This is a genomic window from Mucilaginibacter sp. Mucisp73, assembly GCF_059491465.1.
Genome location: NZ_CP168507.1, coordinates 4820102 through 4840149 on the forward strand (window position 1 = coordinate 4820102; position 20048 = coordinate 4840149).

The window sequence follows — 20048 nt, forward strand, 5'->3', positions numbered from 1 at the left end:
AATTGGTTATGCGGCAGATATTCATTTGGTTAATGGGTGTGTTTGCCCCGGTGATGGTTCTGGGGCAACACTATGCCGTTAACAACAAAACCATTGCCTGGGATCAAACCACCTTAAAACAGGTGGGGAGCAAAAACGGCAATTACGCCCGCATGATCCAGCTGAGTAATGGCAACCTTTTTTGCGTTTATGAAAGCGCCGGGGGCATTGAGTGTATTACAAGCAGCGATCTTGGCAAAAGCTGGTACCAACCTGTAATAATTGCCAAACCGCTACCGGGTGTAAATATGGCGGTGCCTGAAATATTAGAATTAAAAGATCATTCCTTACTGGCATCATACAACCCGCGCCCGCATAAAGTAAACGGCAATTGGGATACAACCAAACATTTTGCTATCTGTACAAAAAAGAGCTACGATAAAGGCAAAACATGGACGGATGAACGCCTGATCTATGAAGCACAATGCAATTTTGATGATGGCTGCTGGGAGCCATCGCAGATTCAATTGCCATCGCGCGAGATCCAGTTGTTCTTTTCAAACGAAGGTGTTTACACCAAATCAAACGAGCAAAATATTTCTATATTCAGGTCAAAGGATAATGGTTTAAGCTGGACAAAAGAGCCCGAAATAGTTTCCTTCAGGCCAAATCACCGGGATGGGATGCCGGTGCCCGTCATCCTGAAAGGAAAAAATGAAATCGTGTTTTCGATAGAGGATAACGCGGGTGCAACTTTTAAACCGTCTATCATCCGCAACAGCATCGGCCAAAACTGGCAAAAAACAGTCGGGCCAGATGATGCTGAACGCACATACGCGCTCAACCCTAAATTGCAGGATACGGTTTACGCAGGAGCGCCTTACTTAAGGCAACTGCACAGTGGCGAAACTGTGCTATCCTATCAAAGCACGCAAAACCGTAACCATAACTGGGAGCAAGCCTGTATGCAGGTAGCTTTAGGTGATAGTAATGCTAAAGATTTTGTGAGTGTACCAACGCCATTTGATATTCCGCTTAACAAACACGGATTGTGGAATGCGTTGTGTGTGCTTAATGATGATACCATTATCGCGTTAACATCAACAAATGCCTTTGGGAAAGGGACGGAGATATGGATGATAAAGGGAAAAGTGATAAAGAATAAATAAGCAAATCTTAGCTGCCGCTCGGCTCCAGCCGGGTGGCAGTTATTAAGCGGCCTCTGGCCGCCGAATTTGGAGTAGCAGGCCAGAGGCCTTGGGATAATTGCCACTCGGTTGGAGCCGAGCGGCGGCGTGTGGTTGGCAGGTAAGCATGGACGCTTGAATTAAAATAGATAAACTGAATTAAACTATTAAATACAGATAAATGCAAACAAAATTAAAAGTATTGGCGCTTGCTTTGGCAATGCCATTGGGGATGAGGGTAATGGCGCAGCAAAAGGCGCCGGCACAAATATGGTCGCAGGAGAAGGCAAAAACATGGTATGCGCAGCAGCAATGGCTGGTTGGTGCCGATTTTATTCCAAGTACGGCCATCAATCAGTTGGAAATGTGGCAGGCTGATACTTTCGATCCGAAAACTATTGACAGGGAATTGGGCTATGCGCAAGGTATTGGTATGAATGTAATGCGCGTTTTCCTGCATCATTTAGCCTGGGAGCAGGATCATGAAGGTTTCAAAAAACGCATGGACGAATACCTTGCCATTTCAAGTAAACACGGCGTAAAAACCATGTTTGTGTTTTTTGATGACTGCTGGAACAAAGTGCCTAAAATAGGTAAACAACCAGAGCCAAAACCAGGTATTCACAATTCAGGCTGGATGCAGGATCCGGGCCAACCGGCATCTGATAACGCGGCGAATTCGCCGGTTCTTGAAAAATACGTGAAGGATGTTTTGAAACGTTTTGCCAATGACAAACGCATTTTGCTTTGGGATTTGTACAATGAACCGGGCAACTCGGATAAAGGCAACAAAACTTTGCCATTGTTGAAAAGTGTGTTCAAATGGGCAAGGCAGGTAAATCCAAGTCAGCCAATTAGTGCCGGTGTTTGGCGCTGGGACCTGGAAGACCTGAACAAATTCCAGATAGCTAACTCAGACGTTATTACTTATCATGACTATACCCCGGAAGCTGAACACCTGAAAACTGTACAGTTCCTGAAAATGAACGGTCGCCCGTTGATTTGTACTGAGTATATGGCACGCCCGCGGAACAGTCTGTTCGGCACGGTATTGCCAATGCTTAAAAAAGAAAATGTAGGCGCTATAAACTGGGGTTTTGTAAGCGGTAAAACCAATACCATTTACGCCTGGGATACTCCCATGCCTGATGGTAAAGAACCTAAACTGTGGTTCCATGATATTTTCCGTAAGGATGGTACTGCCTACATCCCGGAAGAAACAAACCTGATCAAGAAATTGACCGGAAGATAGTTTTAGATGTACGGATTTCAGATGTGCAGATGAATTTTCGAATGCTGAAACCGCCGTTTTAAATAGAGATGCATCCATTCCTGTTCGTCTCCTGCGTTAACCTATCACACAAATCTGCTTATCATCTGAAATGCAGTTTTATTGCAGACTTACGAAGTTTTAAAAACTTCGTAAGTCTTGTTTCTCGCCAATATCATCCTCAAACCAATTACACCTATGAAGAAGTTTTTTAGTTACCTGATGCTGGGCCTGTTCGGCACTATAACCGCCTGTCGCAGCCATGCACAGCAAATTGAGCCAACTAAGCAGCCAACGCCCTATAGTGGCCTTATCCATGTTGTGCTTGACAGGAATTTCCCCGATCCTACGGTGATCAGTTATAATGGCAAGTATTATGCTTACGCAACTCAATCGCCGGGAGGTGATGGAAAGATGATCAATATCCAGGTGGCCTGGTCAACCGATCATGAACACTGGACATATGCGGGTGACGCTTTGCCTCAAAAACCTTCATGGGCTACTAATACTCAAAACTTTTGGGCGCCGGATGTTTTCTTCGACGCCAAACTCAACAAATTTGTCATGTTTTTTTCTGCCGATCCAAATGAGTTGACCGGCAAATGGATGGGGATAGCTTATGCTGACAACCCGCTTGGGCCTTTTACCGATAGGGGCACACCATTTATGAGGGGCCCGAGTTTTCACTGTATAGATCCTAAAGCTTTTGTTGATCCTAAAACCGGGAAGCATTTTCTTTACTGGGGATCGGACTTTCAGCCATTGCGGGTACAGGAAATGAAAGATGACTGGTCGGACTTTAAAGAAGGTTCACAGCCAACAGTTGTAGTTGAACCGGGCAAGGATAAAAGCTACAGTAATTTGGTTGAAGGATCATGGCTTGATTATGATAACGGAACCTATTACCTGTATTATTCGGGCGATAACTGCTGTGGTACCGGAGCCAACTATGCTGTAATGATTGCTAAAGCAGATAATCCACTTGGTCCGTTTTTAAGGTTGGGTGAAAGTGATAAAACCCTCAATAGCGCTATATTGGTTAAAGATGTTGTTTACACGGCTCCTGGTCATAATTCTATTTTTACCGACGAAAAGGGAAACAAACTTATAGCTTATCATGCAATTGAAATAGCCCATAAGGAAAAGGGAAGGGTAATGTGTATCAGCCCTATCAAATATCAAAATGGCTGGCCGGTAGTAACTAAATAGTAATAATATGGTTTATCAATTAAAACATCTGGCACTTTACGGATTGCTATTGCTGACTTTTTTAAATGCCGAGGCGCAGGTATCAGGCTATAAAAACTATAAACCGGCGGCCGGCGTAAGTGTAATGGCAAATACCGCAAACGTAACGGTAACCTGGCCGGCAGGGATTAACAGCAAGGCTAAACTTGTTTTAAATTTAAAAAATGGCCAACCGCTATTTACCAGCGTACAGTTAAGTAAAGGAGGTATTTACAAGCCGGTAATTGAAAATATCGATCCGCAGTTTATCCTCACAGAAGGCAAGCGCGACCTTATCTCTCAAAACGGCTGGAACATCTTTTTTGATAAAGTACCGCTGAAGCCGCACCATTCCTATAAGGTGAATTTTCAGAAAAAGGGCATCAGCGTAAGTAGTAAAGGCTCGCGCACTATAATTACACTGCCCGGATTAGAAGCCCCCAATTTTAAAGGCGACCTGGAGATAACCCTCTATAACGGCCAGCCCCTATTTAATGTGGCTGCGGTTGTATCAACACCAATTGACTCAACTGCCATTTTGTATGATGCAGGTTTGGTAGCGAAAACCAACCCGGTTAAAGCTGTCAATTACAGCGATGTGTATGAACACCTGCAAACAGATCAGATTGAACGGCCTGATACAGCTAAAAACCTCGCTGTAAAATACCGCACCATCATAGGCGCAAATGATAATGCCGCAATAGCCATATTCCCTGCACCGCACCAGTATTTTTATCCGTTGGATGAAGCTTTCAATCTCAAGTTTGTATGGTACGGTAACAATTACTGCAGTTTGCTTCCTGGTTTTGGGCTTGGTATCAGGCAGGAATTACAGGGCGATAAACGTTTCGTGCCCTGGTTTAACGCCCCTCCGGGAACCAAACAACGGTTTAACTTTTTTTGCCTGCTGGGTAATGATGGAGCAGACGCTTTGCTGAATAACGTAAAGCAATTCACCCATGATGACAGTTACAAACCTTTGCCGGGTTATAAAACCATGGCAAGTCATTTTCATAACGAGTTTATCATGAGCGTTGTACTGGCGGGTAAGCCTGTGCCTGATAGTCCCTTCTTTGTGAAGATTTTAAAGCGTCAAGGCATCAACATAGTTCATTTGGCTGAGTTTCATTACACAGCGCACCCTAAAGGACCGGACGAGCAGCGCCTTAAAGAATTAAAAGCGCTGTTTGATCAGTGTAACCGCTTGTCTGATTCTAATTTTTTACTGCTGCCCGGCGAAGAGCCTAATGAATTTTTCGGCGGGCACTGGCTGGCATTTTTCCCTAAGCCGGTTTACTGGATCATGTCGCGCAAGGCGGGTACGCCTTTTGAAAGTACCGATGCCGAACATGGCAAAGTTTACCACATTGGTGACAAAGCCGATATGCTGAACCTGCTTAAAGCCGAAAATGGTTTGGCCTGGACAGCGCATGCCCGTACAAAGGGATCAACCGGTTTCCCGGATGCTTATAAGAAGGAAGATTTTTACCTGTCCGACAGATTTTTAGGAGCTGCCTGGAAAGCTTTACCTGCTGATCTTTCAGAGCCTCGCTTGGGCAAACGTGTATTTGACCTGATGGATGATATGAATAATTGGGGGCTGAAAAAGAAAGTACTCTCTGAAGCCGACCTGTTCAGCATCGAACCTGAAAATGAAATGTACGCACACCTCAATGTAAACTACCTGAAACTTGCCAAACAGCCGCAATATAAAAATGGCTGGCAACCTGTGCTTGATGTACTGGAACAGGGAAAATTCTTTTCCACTACCGGCGAAGTTTTGATAGAAGATTTTACGGTAAACGGCCATTCTTCCGGCGAAACCATCGCCCTCCCTGTCAATGGTAAATGTACCGTCAATTTTAAAACCAATTGGACATTCCCGCTCAATTTTGCCGAAATCATTTCGGGAGATGGGAAGCGGGTTTATCGTGAGCACATCGATCTTACATCAACCCAGGCTTTCGGCACAAAAACATTTAGTAAAGTGTTAAACATGAAAGGCCGCAAATGGGTACGACTTGAAGTATGGGATGCTGCCGTTGATGGTGCTTATACACAAACGGTTTGGTTGAAATAAAGAATCTAATAAAAAATGTCATTGCGAGCACAGCGTGGCAATCTCGTAGCCATGCGTATCCGATCTGTATAGCTACGAGATTGCCGCGTCGCGCCAGATGCTCTCACCCATGCGGCTCCTCGCAAAGACATGGTTTCTATTTTACAGGAACTTTAACCAAAGCCCGGTCTGTAAAAAAACTTTTAAAGGCAGTAATTTTCCCGGTGCGGATGAGATAGCTGATGAATAAGGCAATTAACATAAATTTTTACTTAACAATACTTGCAAAACGTTGATAAAAAGCGGTAGGGCTGTCGGCATGCTTGGGCTCATATTTGCCTGCAATAATGGGGATATATATTACCCTGCGGCGGCTTTCCTCACCAATAACGGTTGATTGGGCTACGCGGTGCCATAAGCGGCCATCATGTATGGTCAGGTCGCCGGCAGTTGGGATAATAGCTACCTCATTTTCGTCGGTATCATGATCAAGGAAATATTTTTTACGGAAAAGCATCTGGTAAAGGTTTTGCTTATGTGTGCCGGGCAGGATGCGTAAACCGCCGTTCTCCGGTTTTAAAGTGCTCAGGTGAATCCCAACATTCAGCATCGGGTTTAACTTTTGGCCGTGAAAAATATCGCGCAGGCCATCGGTATGCCATCCCATTTTGGTAAAACTGCTTTCGGGGCCGTTAACGTAGTGGTTAAAAACCATGCCGTCTTTTTCATCAGTTCCCAGCCGGGATCCTTCACCTATAAGGTTAAGTAATACCTGGAAACGCGGATCTTTAGTAAATTCATCTAACAGGCTATTATGCTGATTAATAAAAGCAAAGCGCTGTACAATAGGCGACCCGTCAAGATCTTTACCATATTTAATAGGTACGCCATTCACCTTCTCAGTTTTGTTGCTGATCCAGGTATTTTCAACCTGTTTTGATGCGTTGATGATGTCGGTAACAGTTTCGGGCTTAATGAAATTTTTAAAATGGATAAAACCGTGCTGATTAAAAAAAGCTTGTTGTTCGGGCGTAATTGTTGAGCCTAAGGTGAATTTTTGATATGACGCTGCCATGTGGTGGAAAAGATATTATTGTACCTGGAAATGAATTTGTAAACGCTGGGTACCGCCCGGGCGGTGGAAGAAAGGAGCGGATCCTTTAAGGGAAAATTAACAACAACAGCTGCACATGACCCTTGTTATCAAGGGCATTCGCATTGGAGATGCAAATAATATGTTGCGCGTATTGTTCAATGTATATTAAATCTATCTTTTTAGTAGACAATACAAATGTAAACAAATTGTTAATCATACCAAATATTTATAAAAATATTTTTTTAATGCTTGTAAAGTCCGGCGATTACGCGTTCAATCAGGCTTTTAGGGCTGTATGTTGCAACTGCAGCCGAAAGCTTATTTAAAAATCCAGGGACTATTTCAGCCTTTTTGTTGAACATTCCCTTTATCCCGATGGCTGCAACTTCATCAGCAGTCATGTTGAACTTTGCTGCCAGTTCGGCCAGGGCATCCATCCCTGCGGTGTGGGCAAAGCCCGTGTCTGTAGGGCCGGGGCAAAGGCAGCTTACTGATACCGGCGTCTCCTTAAGCTCATATCTTACAGCCCGGCTAAAGGATAAAACAAATGCTTTCGTGGCTGCATATACAGCCAGCGTTGGTACCGCCTGGTAAGCCGCGGTACTGGCTACATTGAGGATAAAAGCCTTTTGCTGCAATTTTAAAAGAGGGATAAAATGATAAGAGATTTCGGCAAGGGCATTCATATTAACCTGCATCATCCGGGTTTGCGCGGCCAGATCCAATTCATCGAAATTTCCCCATGCGCCATGTCCCGCGTTATTTATTAATATCGATACAGATACATTTAAGTTTTTAGCCCAGTCAAAGATCCGGAGGGCCGCACCTGCACCCGAAAGATCAATCGCGAGATAATCAGTCTTAACATGAAAGTTGGCTTTTATTTGGGCGGATACGGCAATGAGGTCATTCTCCGACCGGGAAACCAGCAGTAGGTTATATCCTTTTTGAGCCAGCAATATAGCCATTGACCGCCCAATGCCTTTACCTGCTCCCGTAACTAAAGCGTACTGATCCATCATTTTTATAAGTATATCTGCACTGCAAGTTTAAATAAAAATAATCTACTAAACTTGTAGACTATTTAAAATATTATTACGTTTGTATTGATATGAAAACTATACCGCCCCGTTTTCGTTTTTTAAGCTATAGCCAGCAAGGTTATTGTTGTTGCCGGTAAATCGTAACCGCCCCCTACCCCGCTATTATATCTGTAACACAACAATTGTCACAAGCTTAAAATTGATCATGACCGCTTATCGTACAAAATATTTATTCAGCGCCTTTGTAGTCATTGGTTCTATGTTATCTGTACTTCCTGCATCGGCCCAGCTCTCGGCTTCGGTAAGATATAAGCTCAACCTGCGGCCCGATACATCTGCCCATAGTATAATAGATGACAGTTATTCGTCCAAGCTGCTTGCGGGGGTATCAAACAAACCTGTTATTGATAAAGCCGATGCCGCTTTTGAGACAGACCTGGAAAGTGAGTTGGATACCCATGCCGGCCGTAAAAAGGTTTTGAGCTATTTAAAAGAGCTATCGGCCAATAATACCAGCGAAAGTAATTATAACCAGGCGAAGGTTAAATCATATTACAAGCTTGCCAATGTATTTGCCAGGCTGCATTTATACCCTTTAGCTATGAAATGTTTTTTTAAAGCGATGGTATCTAAAAAGGATGGAAATGATCTTGTACCCGCTGCTCCGGATTCTCTTATTTCTGATACAACCAGCCGGCAGTTACATTTAAACAGCGGATTGTTGGCTATCAGTGCAAATGACGATTCAGTATTTGTAAACACCCCGGTTCAATTAAAAGATAAAAAAGAAAAGAAGAGCAAGTCTATCACTTATAACCGCATTCTGAATACCTTTAACGATGGTAAAAAAGCGGCTGCTTACGCGCTGTTATTTCATGTAAAACAGCCAAAACCAGGTAAACCGACCGTATTTGTACGGGCTAACACCGGTCATACTTTTATCACCCTCATCAAGTACAACACCGATTCAAGCTCGGTTTCTGTTTCCTTCGGATTTTATCCTAAAAAGGACAATATATTTTCAGCCACTCCATGGGAGCCGGAAACCTCGGGCACTTTCAAAAATGATGAGGCGCACAAGTGGGATGAAGTAATGGGCAAGTTTATAACCGAACGCCGGTTTAAAAGAATCCTGAAGCTCACCCGTTTATACGATGGGTTGGAGTATCACCTGTCAAAAAATAACTGTACCGATTTTGCTTTACAGGCAGCTTCCTATGCCGGATTTGGGGTTACCAACTCAAAAGGCTCATGGCCGCTGGGCCAGGGAAACAATCCCGGAACAACCGGGCAAAGCATTATAGCAGGTGGTATTTATGATAATGATAAAGCCGATCTTTTTATTGATTTTGATGAAAATCTGAAATAAAGGTTAAACAGATTTAAGCACACTTCCTTCCGTTCCAACCTCAAGTATGTGCCTTAACCCGCATGTAAGGGCGAAATTGTTTCTTTGATGACCCACCGGAAAATCAAAGCAAACTGGATAGTCATAGTCTTTTACTTTTTCGGTAACGATATCATAAATGCTGTGGCCAAATTCTTCGCCTTCAATATCGGGCGTTAGTTGAAAGCCTCCTATAATTAGCCCGGCCAGGTGCGAAAGTTTACCGCATTGCTTTAGGTTCCAGAACATGCGGTCGATATTGTAAAGGCGTTCATGGGTATCTTCAACAAATAAGATTTTTCCATTCGTATCAAGGTCAGACGGCGTACCCGAAAGCGTCGCGATCAGGCTCAGGTTACCGCCAACCAATAGGGCTTCGGTTTTTCCGGAGCGGTTTTGGGGGCAAGCAGGTGACGAATAATTAAGGCTTTCGCCGGTAAGAGCCTGCCTTATGGATTGAATAGTGGCTATCTGCATAGCGTCGGCCTTTGCCCAGTCATCAGGAAAACTGTTGCACATTTTTGAATGCAGTGTTGCAATACCAAAATTCCGGTTGATATGGCAATGCAGGGCGGTAATGTCGCTGAAGCCGATAATCCATTTAGGGTTCTTCTTAAACTGCCTGAAATTTAACCGGTCAATGATCCTAACCAGTCCGTAGCCGCCCCTTGCGCACATAATGGCTTTAATCTCGGGGTTATCAAGCATTTCCTGCAGGTCGGCCGTGCGCTCTTCATCTGTTCCTCCGTATATAAAATCCTTTTTGCCGGTGTTATTGCCTATTGTTACGTTGAAACCCCAGCTTTGTATAAGTTGTACAGCGGGCATGATTTCGGCAAGGCTCATATATCCCGATGGACTAATAATGCCGATGGTATCTCCGGGTTGCAAATAAGGAGGGATTTTGTGACGGGCTTTAGTATAGGGATTTGGTGGAGTAACCGACCATGCCCCTGAGGTTGATAAAGCGGCGCCGGCCGTGACTAAGGAGGATATGAAGCGTTTTCGGTTCATTTTATACCTGCTGCATTTTGATGCAACAGCGTTTATAAAAGTATGAAAAAACGGGAGTATAAGTAATGAATACCTCGCAGGGAAAATTCATTATCCTATAATCTTTACATAACCCCTCAGCTGCTTTTACCTAAAGATAAGTAAATTTGAATTTGATGAAGATAAAGCATATCCCATTTACCGGACTTAAATTATTTACAGGGTTAACCCTAATGCTATTGTCTCTCGTTTTCCAGGCTTGCCACACCTCCGGCCATAAAAATGAAACTGATACCACAAACTCAAGGCTTGTTGCATCATCTGCCGGATTTAAAGTTAAAGCGGCCATTTCCTGTACCAAAAACGGGATGATCAGGGAAGACAGTATTTTATATATGCGCCAGGGAGGTGAGGCATTTAAACCTACCATAATTAATGTGGCTAACACAACGTTAGGCAAAACCAATGCAGATATGGCCTGGATCCCCGGGGGAACTTTTAGCATGGGTGGGGTTAATCCAAGGGGTATGACCGATGGCGGTATGGAAGCCATGGACGATGCCAGGCCTGTTCACCGGGTATTTGTTGATGGTTTTTACATGGATAAAACCGAGGTAACCAATAACCAGTTTGCCAAATTTGTAAAAGCTACCGGTTATATAACCGTGGCTGAACAAAAACCCACCGAGGCTGAATTTCCGGGTGTACCGGCCGAAAAACTGGTTGCCGGATCGGTGGTTTTTACCCCTCCGCATCAGAAAGTGCAATTAGATGATATTTCGCAATGGTGGTCATACCAAAACGGGGCCGACTGGAAATACCCGCTTGGGCCGGGTTCTGACTTGATAGGTAAAGAAAATTACCCGGTAGTACAGGTGGCCTGGGAAGATGCTGCTGCCTATGCCAAATGGGCCGGAAAACGCCTGCCCACAGAGGCCGAATGGGAGTTTGCCGCAAGAGGAGGTAAAGCCGGTGAGCTATATCCCTGGGGCAACCAGTTAAAACAGAACGGACGCTGGATGGCTAACACTTTCCAGGGATCTTTTCCTGATCATGATAATGCCGAAGATGGTGAAACCGGCCTGGGACCGGTAAAAAAATACCCGGCGAATGCTTACGGTTTGTATGATATGGCCGGCAACGCATGGGAATGGTGTGCCGACTGGTACCGCAATGATTATTACAATAGTTTTAATTCTAATATGGTTGCGCGCAATCCTAAAGGGCCTTCTGATTCTTCAGATCCGCAGGAGCCGAGGCAAAAAAAGAAAGTTCAAAGAGGAGGTTCATTTTTATGTACCGACCAGTACTGCACCCGCTATATGGTAGGCTCAAGAGGTAAAGGCGAATATCGCTCGGCAACAAACCACGTTGGCTTTAGATGTGTAAAGGATGTTAAGCATGGTAATAATACGACACAGGACGCCCAAAAAGCACTTTAATATTTTTCGTGATATTTTATATATCAGAGTTTATCGGGACCAATGGTTAACACGTTCAAAAGCTTTCTGCTTTAAACATTCCACCCTCCGCTTCAAAAAGGGCATAAAAAAAAGAAGCACTCCTGATGGGCAGGAATGCGTTCTAACCAATTATAAACCTAAATTATGAGAAGAGATGTAAACCCGGAGTCGAACCGGTGGCGCTGCCTGTCAGCCATTCACATGATGTTACAAATATACGTGTAATATTTACATTTATTGTCATCTTAATATGAAAATTTTATTTTCATTGGTATATTTTTATAGATAACGATTGGTTTATAGATAATTGGCAATGAATTGCAATAATTTAAAAACTGCCGTTTTTTTTGCAAAATATGGTACAGCTCTAACGTCTCTTCCGTTTAGTTAGTATGCCAATGCTGTTAAATTTAAGTGACAGGTGGCTATACCCGTCCTGGCTATTGAATTCGTCTAATAAAAACAATTGTCATTTCAAAACGAGGAACGAGTGAGAAATCTTATACGAGCGATAAACTTTTGCATGGCAGCTTAGCACAATGTAGAAGATTTCTCCTCACTCTTGCGCGCTGCCCCACCAGTGTTCGCTTCGATTTCTATGATTTAAGCAACTAATTTTTGATAATTTTTTTCGTAAGGTCTGTTTTGGTTGACGCAGGCGAAAAGGCGTAATATGAGTTTGTTCCTAACTGCATTAATGACACTCATTTTATTCTTTTTCTCCTGCAATACCTTACGTTCGTAAAAGCGTTTTAGATCTTGGTTATGCTGTATGGCAACTATAGCGGCAAGATGTAGGAGCGTTTTGACTTTTTTGTTGGCCATATGCGATACCCTTGCCTTTTTAATAAGCTTACCGGAGTCATCTGTAAACGGTGCTACGCCTGAATAGCAAGCGAACTTTTTAGGGTCGCTAATATCCTTGAATTCGTTGGTAGTAACAATGACCTGTACGGCGGTTACTTTGCCAATGCCACTTACTGAAGTTGCCAGTTTGAATATCCGGGTTAATTCTTTGTCCGCTTTAATAATTTCCTCAATAGCCCGCTCTGTCCTGGCTATGTCCCCTTCGATCGCCTTTAAGGAATGGCTACAGGCTTGTATGTTCTGCTTGCTGGTTTTGCTGGTACTAAAAGATACATGCTCTTTTAGTGGCACTTTCAACTGTTTTTTAACAGTTATTAACCGTAACCGGGTAGCTGCAAGATGGGCAAGTTGCTGCACAGCTTCGCGCTTAGGCTCCCATAAACGCAGTCCTTCCCGCTCCTTATAAGCATACCAGGCGATGCGCATGGCATCTACCTTGTCATTCTTGCCCCGGATATTCCCTAATGAGTTCTTGATCTGGGTAGCTGCTTCTAAGCAAATGTGTGCCTTCTTTTTATGTAGGCAAGCCAAAGCATGGTTGTTATAAATACCAGTATGCTCCATGCAGAAAATAGCTTTGCTTAAGCTGAACCCAAGAAGCTTTCCCAACTCCTTGAGAAATGTATTGATTGCTGCCGGAGCGTTAGCAATTTCCTGGTGGAATAAAAACCGGCTGCCTTGCTGGACAGCAAAGTCCAATTCGTTTTTGGACACATCGATGCCAATGAAAAATTCAAATTCCATATCTTTACCCTGTTTATGTTAGTAAACAGTTAACATGTTTTAAACTACATCAATTCCTTACTAATGAGCCTCGTAAACTCTAATTTCTATTTGATGCCACAGTTTAAAACAAGCGGTAAAGGAGTAAATCGAACGATAGGCCTACAAGCCTGGAAATGACAATAATGCGCCTTTACCGCTGTTAACTTTATCCACAAAATCTAAGGTTATTAACAAAGAAAAAGAAGCAAAAAGAAAGCTTCAACAATAATAATAACCCTTATTATTTTGTTGAAGCTAATCTAAAGGAAATGACATCTTCTTCGATTCTCAATTAATATCTAAAAGATATACATACATCAACTGATTCTAAAGAGGGTTTCCTGGTTGTATGTCACTGCCAATAAGTATTCAGGATCAGGTCCTGCGGCTTTCAACAGTGTATATGAAGCTTTCGGCTTTGTAATAGCCAAGGTTATACTCCATGGGGCGTTCGCCCTGATCGTAAACAAATCTTTTTCTGAATAATACGGGGCTGCCGGTTTCAATTTCAAGCTTGCCGGCTATGAACTTATTAGCTTCCAGCGCACTGATTTCTTCTTTTGACAGGTTTGCTATCGTAGAATATTCGTCCTCCAGCATTTCATAAAGCGGGCGTTTAAAATCTTCTTCACCTGTAAGGCCTATGCGCGGGTGAAAATAAGATATGAAATAAACAAAAGGGTTGTCGCTGCTACCCCGTAGCCGCTCCATTTTCACAATTTTTTTCTCTGTACTGATACCGAAAAAGCTGGCGGTGCTTTCATCAGGAAATACCCAGCTTACATGCAGCTCATAATTTTTTACGGTAATACCTCTCGCTTTCATTTCCTGCGAAAAACTGAGCCAGTTCATCGATTTTGAACTGATCCTGGAGTTGGCAACTTTAGTACCAAAACCCTTTTTGCGGATCAACAGTTCTTCATAAACCAGTTTATTAATAGCCTGGCGCAGTGTTGTGCGGGATATAGCCAACTTTTTTGCCAGCTCTACCTCGTTAGGTAATAATTTACCCGCCTGGTAAACCGGGTCTTTGATCAGTTCGCGAAGCAATTGCTCGGCCTGTATATGGAGTGGAATAGGGCTTTTATGGTCGATGGCTAATTTCATAACGGCTTTTACTAACCTTAATGAGGAATAAGTACGGGTAAAGATAGTAAAAAGGTTAATTATGTATTTACATGGTTTAAGCGAGTGTTTTAATTCGCCGTACAGGATATTTATAGATTGTATGGAACTTTAATGATGCAGTGACTTACTCTATTTTTAATAACCTAACTATGCAGCAGTTATTGGTATCGATTATTTACTTTCAGATCTTCATAGCTTAAATGTTCATACAAATGGTTATTTCATTGTTTAATATGATAAATTGTCCCATAATTACCCCTCGACTAAAGGTTCAACTGATGGAAAATAACCTTTTAATTACTTATAAATTCGCCTTGATTATGCCTTATGAATTTGCTAAAAGAGTTACTCCCCATACTTCCGGCTACTTCTTAGTATGCAGTTTAGTTAATGCAAATTGCCCTATCCTATCGCCCTCATCTACACCGTTAGTTATTGATGGCATATAATGGATACCGCCGTAAAACCTGCTGATAGCAGCCTCTTCGGCCGCGGCTTTAAAGGATCTGAAACTCCGCGCGGGGATGGCAAACTCCATTTCTGTCGAGTCGACGAACGAAAATTCATCGCCAAATAATTTGCCTAACACGGCTGCTGATGCGGTAGATACAACACTATGCCCGCTGGTATACTCGGGGAAAGGCGGCGTTTGCAGCAATGGCATCCAGCTTTGATCAATATACTGGTTAATGTAAGTTTCGGGCCTGATCACCTTGCTCCGATATTTTTCGTCCCAGCAGTTTATAAAACTATCTGCAATAACTACAGCTATACAAGCATAAGCTTCGGCGCTTTTCACGTAACCGGCCTTAGCCTTACGACAAGCCAGCGCCGTGATATTGATCCAATGCCCTCCCGGCGAGATCTTTTTTGTGGCAAACATAGTGTGCCCGTTGATATTCACCTTAAAGGGGTTATCATCCCAAAAGGTGGCGATAGTTGCCTCATCATCGGTGAGGTGCTTGCCGGTATCATATACTTCCATAGCCAGCTTGTAAAAATTACTACCGGGGATGTTGCTGAAGGTAAAGGGATGAGCCGGTTTAAATTGCTGTGCCGAATCAAGCAAAAATGGGCGGATCTCGTTCCAGTGCGGTTCAATACCTTTCATGTAGGCCGGTGGGGTGGGCTTCCAGCTTGCGTCATCTGTTTGCACATCATATTTTGATAATGAGCGGGTATGTTTATAGTTATCCTTACCCGCCCATTTTATGATCCTGTCGGCAATAAGTTTACCGTACGCTATCGAGTTATCATAAACACTATCGGGCATGCCGGTATTTTTAAATTCCTGCATCAGTTTGTCATGAAAACCCTCTATCCTGCCCTCACTCATCACCAGGATCTTGCCAACGGTTAAAATAGCATGAGATGCCGATAACGTGAAGCAATATTTTTTACCGGCTATAGGCTTAGGCACCGAGTCGAGCCCTTTCAGTTGCCCTTCAAGCGATTGGTAATGATCATCGCCATTTCGCGCAGCCTCATATGCAGCCACACTAATATAGGCATAAATACGACTGGCAACCGGCGGCGAATAAATATCATGCCTTACCACATCAGTAACATCTTTGATAGACCGGTGGATAAAATCCGGGGTTTCGGCCGGTTTTTCCCAGCTTTTCTTACCGCATGATGAGCAGGTTATAATAACGATAAATGCAAAATATAGTCTCTTCATCATGATGAACAGCAACGGCTTGATCAGTTTAATTGGTCTAACCCTCAAATCAGGGGTTCAGATCAAAGCTAACAGTTAATCAATATTTAAGTATGGCCCGATAGTAATTAACTAACTTTTGATACAATTTGCAGAAACAGGAATTGTAAAATCCGTTTTCTTTACGGTGGCTTATTGCATTATAACCAATAAGTTAAAGCTTAACCAAAGCATAAACCATCAATCAATTATTAACCATATTTGCATGATAAAAAGTTTACCCAAGGCGTTTAAACTATCTACCTTATTGTTATTTTTTTTAGGTGCCGGATGTTCAAAAAAGTCATCAAGCCCAACGCTCTTTAAGCTGCTCGATGCTTCACAAACAGGTATCGATTTTAAAAATACCATTACCGAAAGTGACAGCATCAACATCCTTAACCACCCCTACCTGTACAATGGCGCCGGTGTTGGTATCGGCGATTTTAACCGTGATGGCCTGCCCGATGTTTACTTTGCCGGTAACATGGTTGCCAATAAATTATACATTAACAAAGGCTTACTTACTTTTAAAGATGTTACAGACGCGGCGGGTGTAGCCGGTAATGGCGACTGGTACGCAGGTGTATCAGTAGTTGATATCAATAACGATGGCTGGCCGGACATATACGTCTGCTCATCATTTAAAAGCGATCCCAATCATCGCAAAAACCTGCTTTTCATCAATCAGGCAACTAATAAAGATGGCGTGCCAACCTTCAAAGAATCGGCAGCAGCCTATGGCCTGCAGGATACCGGCTACAGCACCCAAGCCGTATTTTTCGACTACGATCATGACGGAGACCTTGACATGTACCTGCTCACCAACTTTTTAGGTAAAGAAACTCCGGTGGCCTATCGCCCCAAATTAACCGATGGCAGCGCCCAGAATAACGACCGCCTTTACCGCAACAACGGAAATGGCACCTTCACCAATGTAACCAAAGAAGCCGGGATATTGATAGAGGGCTTTGGCAACTCGGTTTCTATATGCGATGTGAATAACGATGGCTGGTCGGATGTTTATGTAGGTAACGACTTTATATCGAACGATGTATTGTGGGTGAACAATAAAAACGGCACGTTCAGCAACCGCGCGGGCGAGTATTTTAAACACACGGGCTGGTCGGTAATGGGATCGGATATGGTTGATATCAATAACGATGGCAAGGTTGACCTGATATCATTAGAGATGCTGCCCGAAGAAAATGTGCGTAAAAAAACCATGCTTGTAGGCGATAATTATATCACCTATATCAACAATAACAAATTTAAATACGAGCACCAGTACATCCGCAATGTGTTGCAGCTTAATCAGGGGCAAACACCCGCTGGTCATCCGCAATACAGCGAAATAGCTTACCAGGCCGGTGTTTATCAAACCGACTGGAGCTGGACACCGCTCGTGGCCGATTTTGATAACGACGGTTATCGTGACATGATGATCACCAACGGTTATCCCCGCGACGTTACGGACCTTGACCATGCCTTATACAGTAACGATCAGGGCCGTACCGTTAAAGAGAATACTACTTTAGCTGCTGCCGATTCATTTCCGGTTGTAAAAACGCCGAGCTATGCTTTCAGGAATGCGGGCGGGTATTTGTTTAAAGATCAATCGAAAGATTGGGGAATTGTGAAACCTACCTTTTCAACCGGCGGCGTTTATGCCGATCTGGATAATGACGGCGATCTTGACCTCGTGATCAATAATATCGACGACGATGCTTTTATTTATGAAAACACGGCTAACAGCAAAACGCAGGTAGCCAAAGATCACCACTACCTAACTGTTGCACTACAGGGCGACAGCAAAAATATTGACGGTATTGGTGCTACCATCCGTATCTATTACAAAGGCAAGCAGCAGTTTTATGACCAGCAACCCTGTCGCGGCTATATGAGTACGGATGATGCCCGCGGGCATTTTGGCATAGGGGCCACTACATTTGTCGATTCATTGCGAGTACGCTGGCCCGATGGTAAAACCCAGTTGCTTACCAATGTTAAGGGAAACCAAACACTTACATTACAATATAAAAACGCGTCGGGCTATTTCCCGCCAGAGGCATCCGGCAAAATCATCCCGGTGTTTCAGGAGGCTAACAACCAAACAGGCATAAAATACGTGCACCAGGAAAAAGACGCTATCGATTATAATATACAGCCTACCCTGCCGCACAAGCTAAGCCAGTACGGCCCGGCTATTGCCGTTGGCGATGTGGATGGCAATGGCTATGATGACCTTTTTATAGGAGGCTCCGCCGGTAACAAAGGGGTATTTTTCGTGCAGGATGCAAACGGTCATTTCGCTATGGATAACAACCGTTTTGTGCACGAAGATTTTAAAGAAGAGGAAGACATGGGTGCATTATTGTTTGATGCCAATGGCGATGGCTTCCCCGATCTGTATATCGCAAGTGGTAGTTACGAATTTCAGAAAGGGCATACCACAGCGCAGGACAGGCTTTACATCAACGATAAAAAAGGCCATTTTACCCGCGACCTTGCGGCGGTGCCCGTGGAATATGATAACGGTTCATGTGTACGTGCTGCTGATTTTGACGGCGATGGCGATTTGGACCTTTTTGTAGGTTCAAGGTCGGTTTCAGGGGCTTACCCTTCATCACCCGTTAGCCATTTGCTCAGGAACGATGGCGGTAAATTTACCGATGTTACCAGCCAGCTTTGCCCCGACCTGATACATGGCGGCATGATCACCGACGCGCTTTGGTCGGATTTTGACAAGGATGGCAGGGCGGACCTGGTGGTGGTTGGCGAATGGATGCCGGTTACCTTTTACAAAAACACCGGCCATGGCCTTAGCAAGATCAAATCGGGCATTGATGATCATGTGGGCTGGTGGAACAGCATAGTTGCAGGCGACTTCAACAATGATGGTAATATCGATTATGTGGCCGGTAACCTGGGCCAAAACTCAAACTACAAAGCATCATTTGAGCAACCCATGACCATTATGGGTAAAGACCTGGATGGTAACGGCTCCTTCGATGCCATGATATTTTGCTTTATGAAGGATGAGGACGGCTCACAGAAACCCTTCCCCATGCATACCCGCGATGACCTCATCAGCCAGGTGATCTCCATCCGCAAAAAATATCCAAGCTATCGCGGCTTTGGTCATGCTACCATGAATGATCTTTGGAGCGAAAAAGACAAAGCAGGTGCCGTAATCCTTAAGGCAACCGATATGAACACCAGCCTTATCACCGGCAAAGGCACTGGTACTTTTAGTATCAGTGCATTACCGCAAGATGCACAAATGGCCCCGGTGTACGGCATGATAGCTGAAGATGTTGACCACGATGGCAATCTCGACCTGATAATGACTGGTAACGACTTTGGCATGGAACCTTTTACCGGCAGGCATGATGCCTTTATGGGTTTATATATGAAAGGCAATGGAAAAGGCAGCTTTGCTCCGCTATCAGTAGCTAATAGCGGCATTTATATTGCGGGCGACGGTAAAGGGCTGGCAAGTGTACAATCGGCTAAAGGAGGCGAGGTTTTAATAGCCACCCAAAATCAGGATAGCATTAAAGTATTCCGGAAAACGGGCGCTAATTCTGCCAGACGATATATTAAATTAAAGGCCGATGATTTTTATGCTGATATTACGCTCAAGAACGGAGGCAAAAAGCATCTCGAATTTTATTATGGATCAACCTATCTATCGCAATCGTCAAGGATATTGGAATTGGATGCTAATACAGCAGAGGTAATCATAACAAGCTATAACGGGAGGAAAAGGAAAGGGAGTTAATAATTGTAAATCCATGCACACATTCGTCATGCCATGCTAAACCCTGGGTGCCCGATAGCCAAAAGGAGGGGATATTGGTAACTTAAACTCCAATCTTCCTC

13 protein-coding genes are annotated in these 20048 nt (G+C 43.7%); 7 read left to right on the plus strand and 6 right to left on the minus strand.

The window, feature by feature from the left end:
* Positions 1–8: 8 nt before the first annotated feature.
* The 4 genes from ACEN82_RS19825 (at position 9) to ACEN82_RS19840 (ending at position 5743) form a co-directional block, all read left to right on the plus strand.
* Entirely contained in the window at positions 9–1148 is a 1140-nt protein-coding gene (locus tag ACEN82_RS19825) for a sialidase family protein (RefSeq protein WP_413321992.1), read from the plus strand.
* 199 nt (positions 1149–1347) lie between these two features.
* Positions 1348–2418, plus strand: coding sequence for a cellulase family glycosylhydrolase (locus ACEN82_RS19830; protein ID WP_413321991.1), 1071 nt, complete (start codon positions 1348–1350; stop codon positions 2416–2418).
* A gap of 216 nt (positions 2419–2634) precedes the next feature.
* Positions 2635–3645, plus strand: coding sequence for a glycoside hydrolase family 43 protein (locus ACEN82_RS19835; RefSeq protein WP_413321990.1), 1011 nt, complete (start codon positions 2635–2637; stop codon positions 3643–3645).
* 7 nt (positions 3646–3652) lie between these two features.
* Entirely contained in the window at positions 3653–5743 is a 2091-nt protein-coding gene (locus ACEN82_RS19840) for a CehA/McbA family metallohydrolase domain-containing protein (RefSeq protein WP_413321989.1), read from the plus strand.
* Positions 5744–5990: 247 nt separating this feature from the next.
* On the opposite strand, the gene ACEN82_RS19845 is transcribed toward ACEN82_RS19840, so the two are convergent.
* Both ACEN82_RS19845 and ACEN82_RS19850 read right to left on the minus strand, forming a co-directional pair.
* Positions 5991–6797 (minus strand): phytanoyl-CoA dioxygenase family protein, encoded by an 807-nt coding sequence (locus tag ACEN82_RS19845; protein ID WP_413321988.1) that lies wholly within the window; start codon positions 6795–6797, stop codon positions 5991–5993.
* 263 nt (positions 6798–7060) lie between these two features.
* The gene (locus ACEN82_RS19850) at positions 7061–7840 is read right to left on the minus strand and encodes an SDR family NAD(P)-dependent oxidoreductase (RefSeq protein ID WP_413321987.1); all 780 of its coding nucleotides are present in this window, start codon (positions 7838–7840) and stop codon (positions 7061–7063) included.
* A gap of 226 nt (positions 7841–8066) precedes the next feature.
* On the opposite strand from ACEN82_RS19850, the gene ACEN82_RS19855 reads away from it, so the two are divergent.
* A complete protein-coding gene (locus ACEN82_RS19855; RefSeq protein ID WP_413321986.1) occupies positions 8067–9230 on the plus strand; it encodes a hypothetical protein in 1164 nt (387 codons plus the stop codon).
* A 3-nt stretch (positions 9231–9233) separates the two neighbouring features.
* On the opposite strand, the gene ACEN82_RS19860 is transcribed toward ACEN82_RS19855, so the two are convergent.
* Positions 9234–10262, minus strand: a complete 1029-nt coding sequence (locus ACEN82_RS19860) for a S66 peptidase family protein (RefSeq protein WP_413321985.1) — start codon at positions 10260–10262, stop codon at positions 9234–9236.
* 155 nt (positions 10263–10417) lie between these two features.
* On the opposite strand from ACEN82_RS19860, the gene ACEN82_RS19865 reads away from it, so the two are divergent.
* Positions 10418–11683 carry a formylglycine-generating enzyme family protein gene (locus tag ACEN82_RS19865; RefSeq protein WP_413321984.1) on the plus strand — a complete coding sequence of 422 codons (1266 nt, stop codon included), beginning with the start codon at positions 10418–10420 and terminating at the stop codon, positions 11681–11683.
* Positions 11684–12307: 624 nt separating this feature from the next.
* Here the strand turns inward: ACEN82_RS19865 and ACEN82_RS19870 are convergent.
* The 3 genes from ACEN82_RS19870 to ACEN82_RS19880 all read right to left on the minus strand — a co-directional run bounded on the left by ACEN82_RS19870 (position 12308) and on the right by ACEN82_RS19880 (position 16148).
* Positions 12308–13315 carry an IS110 family RNA-guided transposase gene (locus ACEN82_RS19870; protein ID WP_495644001.1) on the minus strand — a complete coding sequence of 336 codons (1008 nt, stop codon included), beginning with the start codon at positions 13313–13315 and terminating at the stop codon, positions 12308–12310.
* 396 nt (positions 13316–13711) lie between these two features.
* The gene (locus ACEN82_RS19875; RefSeq protein ID WP_413320685.1) at positions 13712–14443 is read right to left on the minus strand and encodes a GntR family transcriptional regulator; all 732 of its coding nucleotides are present in this window, start codon (positions 14441–14443) and stop codon (positions 13712–13714) included.
* A gap of 385 nt (positions 14444–14828) precedes the next feature.
* Complete coding sequence (locus tag ACEN82_RS19880; RefSeq protein WP_413320687.1) at positions 14829–16148, minus strand: vanadium-dependent haloperoxidase; 1320 nt, start codon at positions 16146–16148, stop codon at positions 14829–14831.
* 241 nt (positions 16149–16389) lie between these two features.
* On the opposite strand from ACEN82_RS19880, the gene ACEN82_RS19885 reads away from it, so the two are divergent.
* Positions 16390–19947, plus strand: a complete 3558-nt coding sequence (locus tag ACEN82_RS19885) for a VCBS repeat-containing protein (RefSeq protein WP_413320689.1) — start codon at positions 16390–16392, stop codon at positions 19945–19947.
* The last annotated feature ends 101 nt before the right edge of the window (positions 19948–20048 follow it).

Bases quoted from the DNA above. Each gene is read 5' to 3' on its own strand.
- ACEN82_RS19830 (WP_413321991.1), top strand. From the start codon at position 1,348: ATGCAAACAAAATTAAAAGTATTGGCGCTTGCTTTGGCAATGCCATTG.
- ACEN82_RS19885 (WP_413320689.1), top strand. From the start codon at position 16,390: ATGATAAAAAGTTTACCCAAGGCGTTTAAACTATCTACCTTATTGTTA.
- ACEN82_RS19875 (WP_413320685.1), bottom strand. From the start codon at position 14,443: ATGAAATTAGCCATCGACCATAAAAGCCCTATTCCACTCCATATACAG.
- ACEN82_RS19880 (WP_413320687.1), bottom strand. From the start codon at position 16,148: ATGATGAAGAGACTATATTTTGCATTTATCGTTATTATAACCTGCTCA.
- ACEN82_RS19840 (WP_413321989.1), top strand. From the start codon at position 3,653: ATGGTTTATCAATTAAAACATCTGGCACTTTACGGATTGCTATTGCTG.
- ACEN82_RS19870 (WP_495644001.1), bottom strand. From the start codon at position 13,315: ATGGAATTTGAATTTTTCATTGGCATCGATGTGTCCAAAAACGAATTG.
- ACEN82_RS19845 (WP_413321988.1), bottom strand. From the start codon at position 6,797: ATGGCAGCGTCATATCAAAAATTCACCTTAGGCTCAACAATTACGCCC.
- ACEN82_RS19825 (WP_413321992.1), top strand. From the start codon at position 9: ATGCGGCAGATATTCATTTGGTTAATGGGTGTGTTTGCCCCGGTGATG.
- ACEN82_RS19860 (WP_413321985.1), bottom strand. From the start codon at position 10,262: ATGAACCGAAAACGCTTCATATCCTCCTTAGTCACGGCCGGCGCCGCT.
- ACEN82_RS19850 (WP_413321987.1), bottom strand. From the start codon at position 7,840: ATGATGGATCAGTACGCTTTAGTTACGGGAGCAGGTAAAGGCATTGGG.
- ACEN82_RS19835 (WP_413321990.1), top strand. From the start codon at position 2,635: ATGAAGAAGTTTTTTAGTTACCTGATGCTGGGCCTGTTCGGCACTATA.
- ACEN82_RS19865 (WP_413321984.1), top strand. From the start codon at position 10,418: ATGAAGATAAAGCATATCCCATTTACCGGACTTAAATTATTTACAGGG.
- ACEN82_RS19855 (WP_413321986.1), top strand. From the start codon at position 8,067: ATGACCGCTTATCGTACAAAATATTTATTCAGCGCCTTTGTAGTCATT.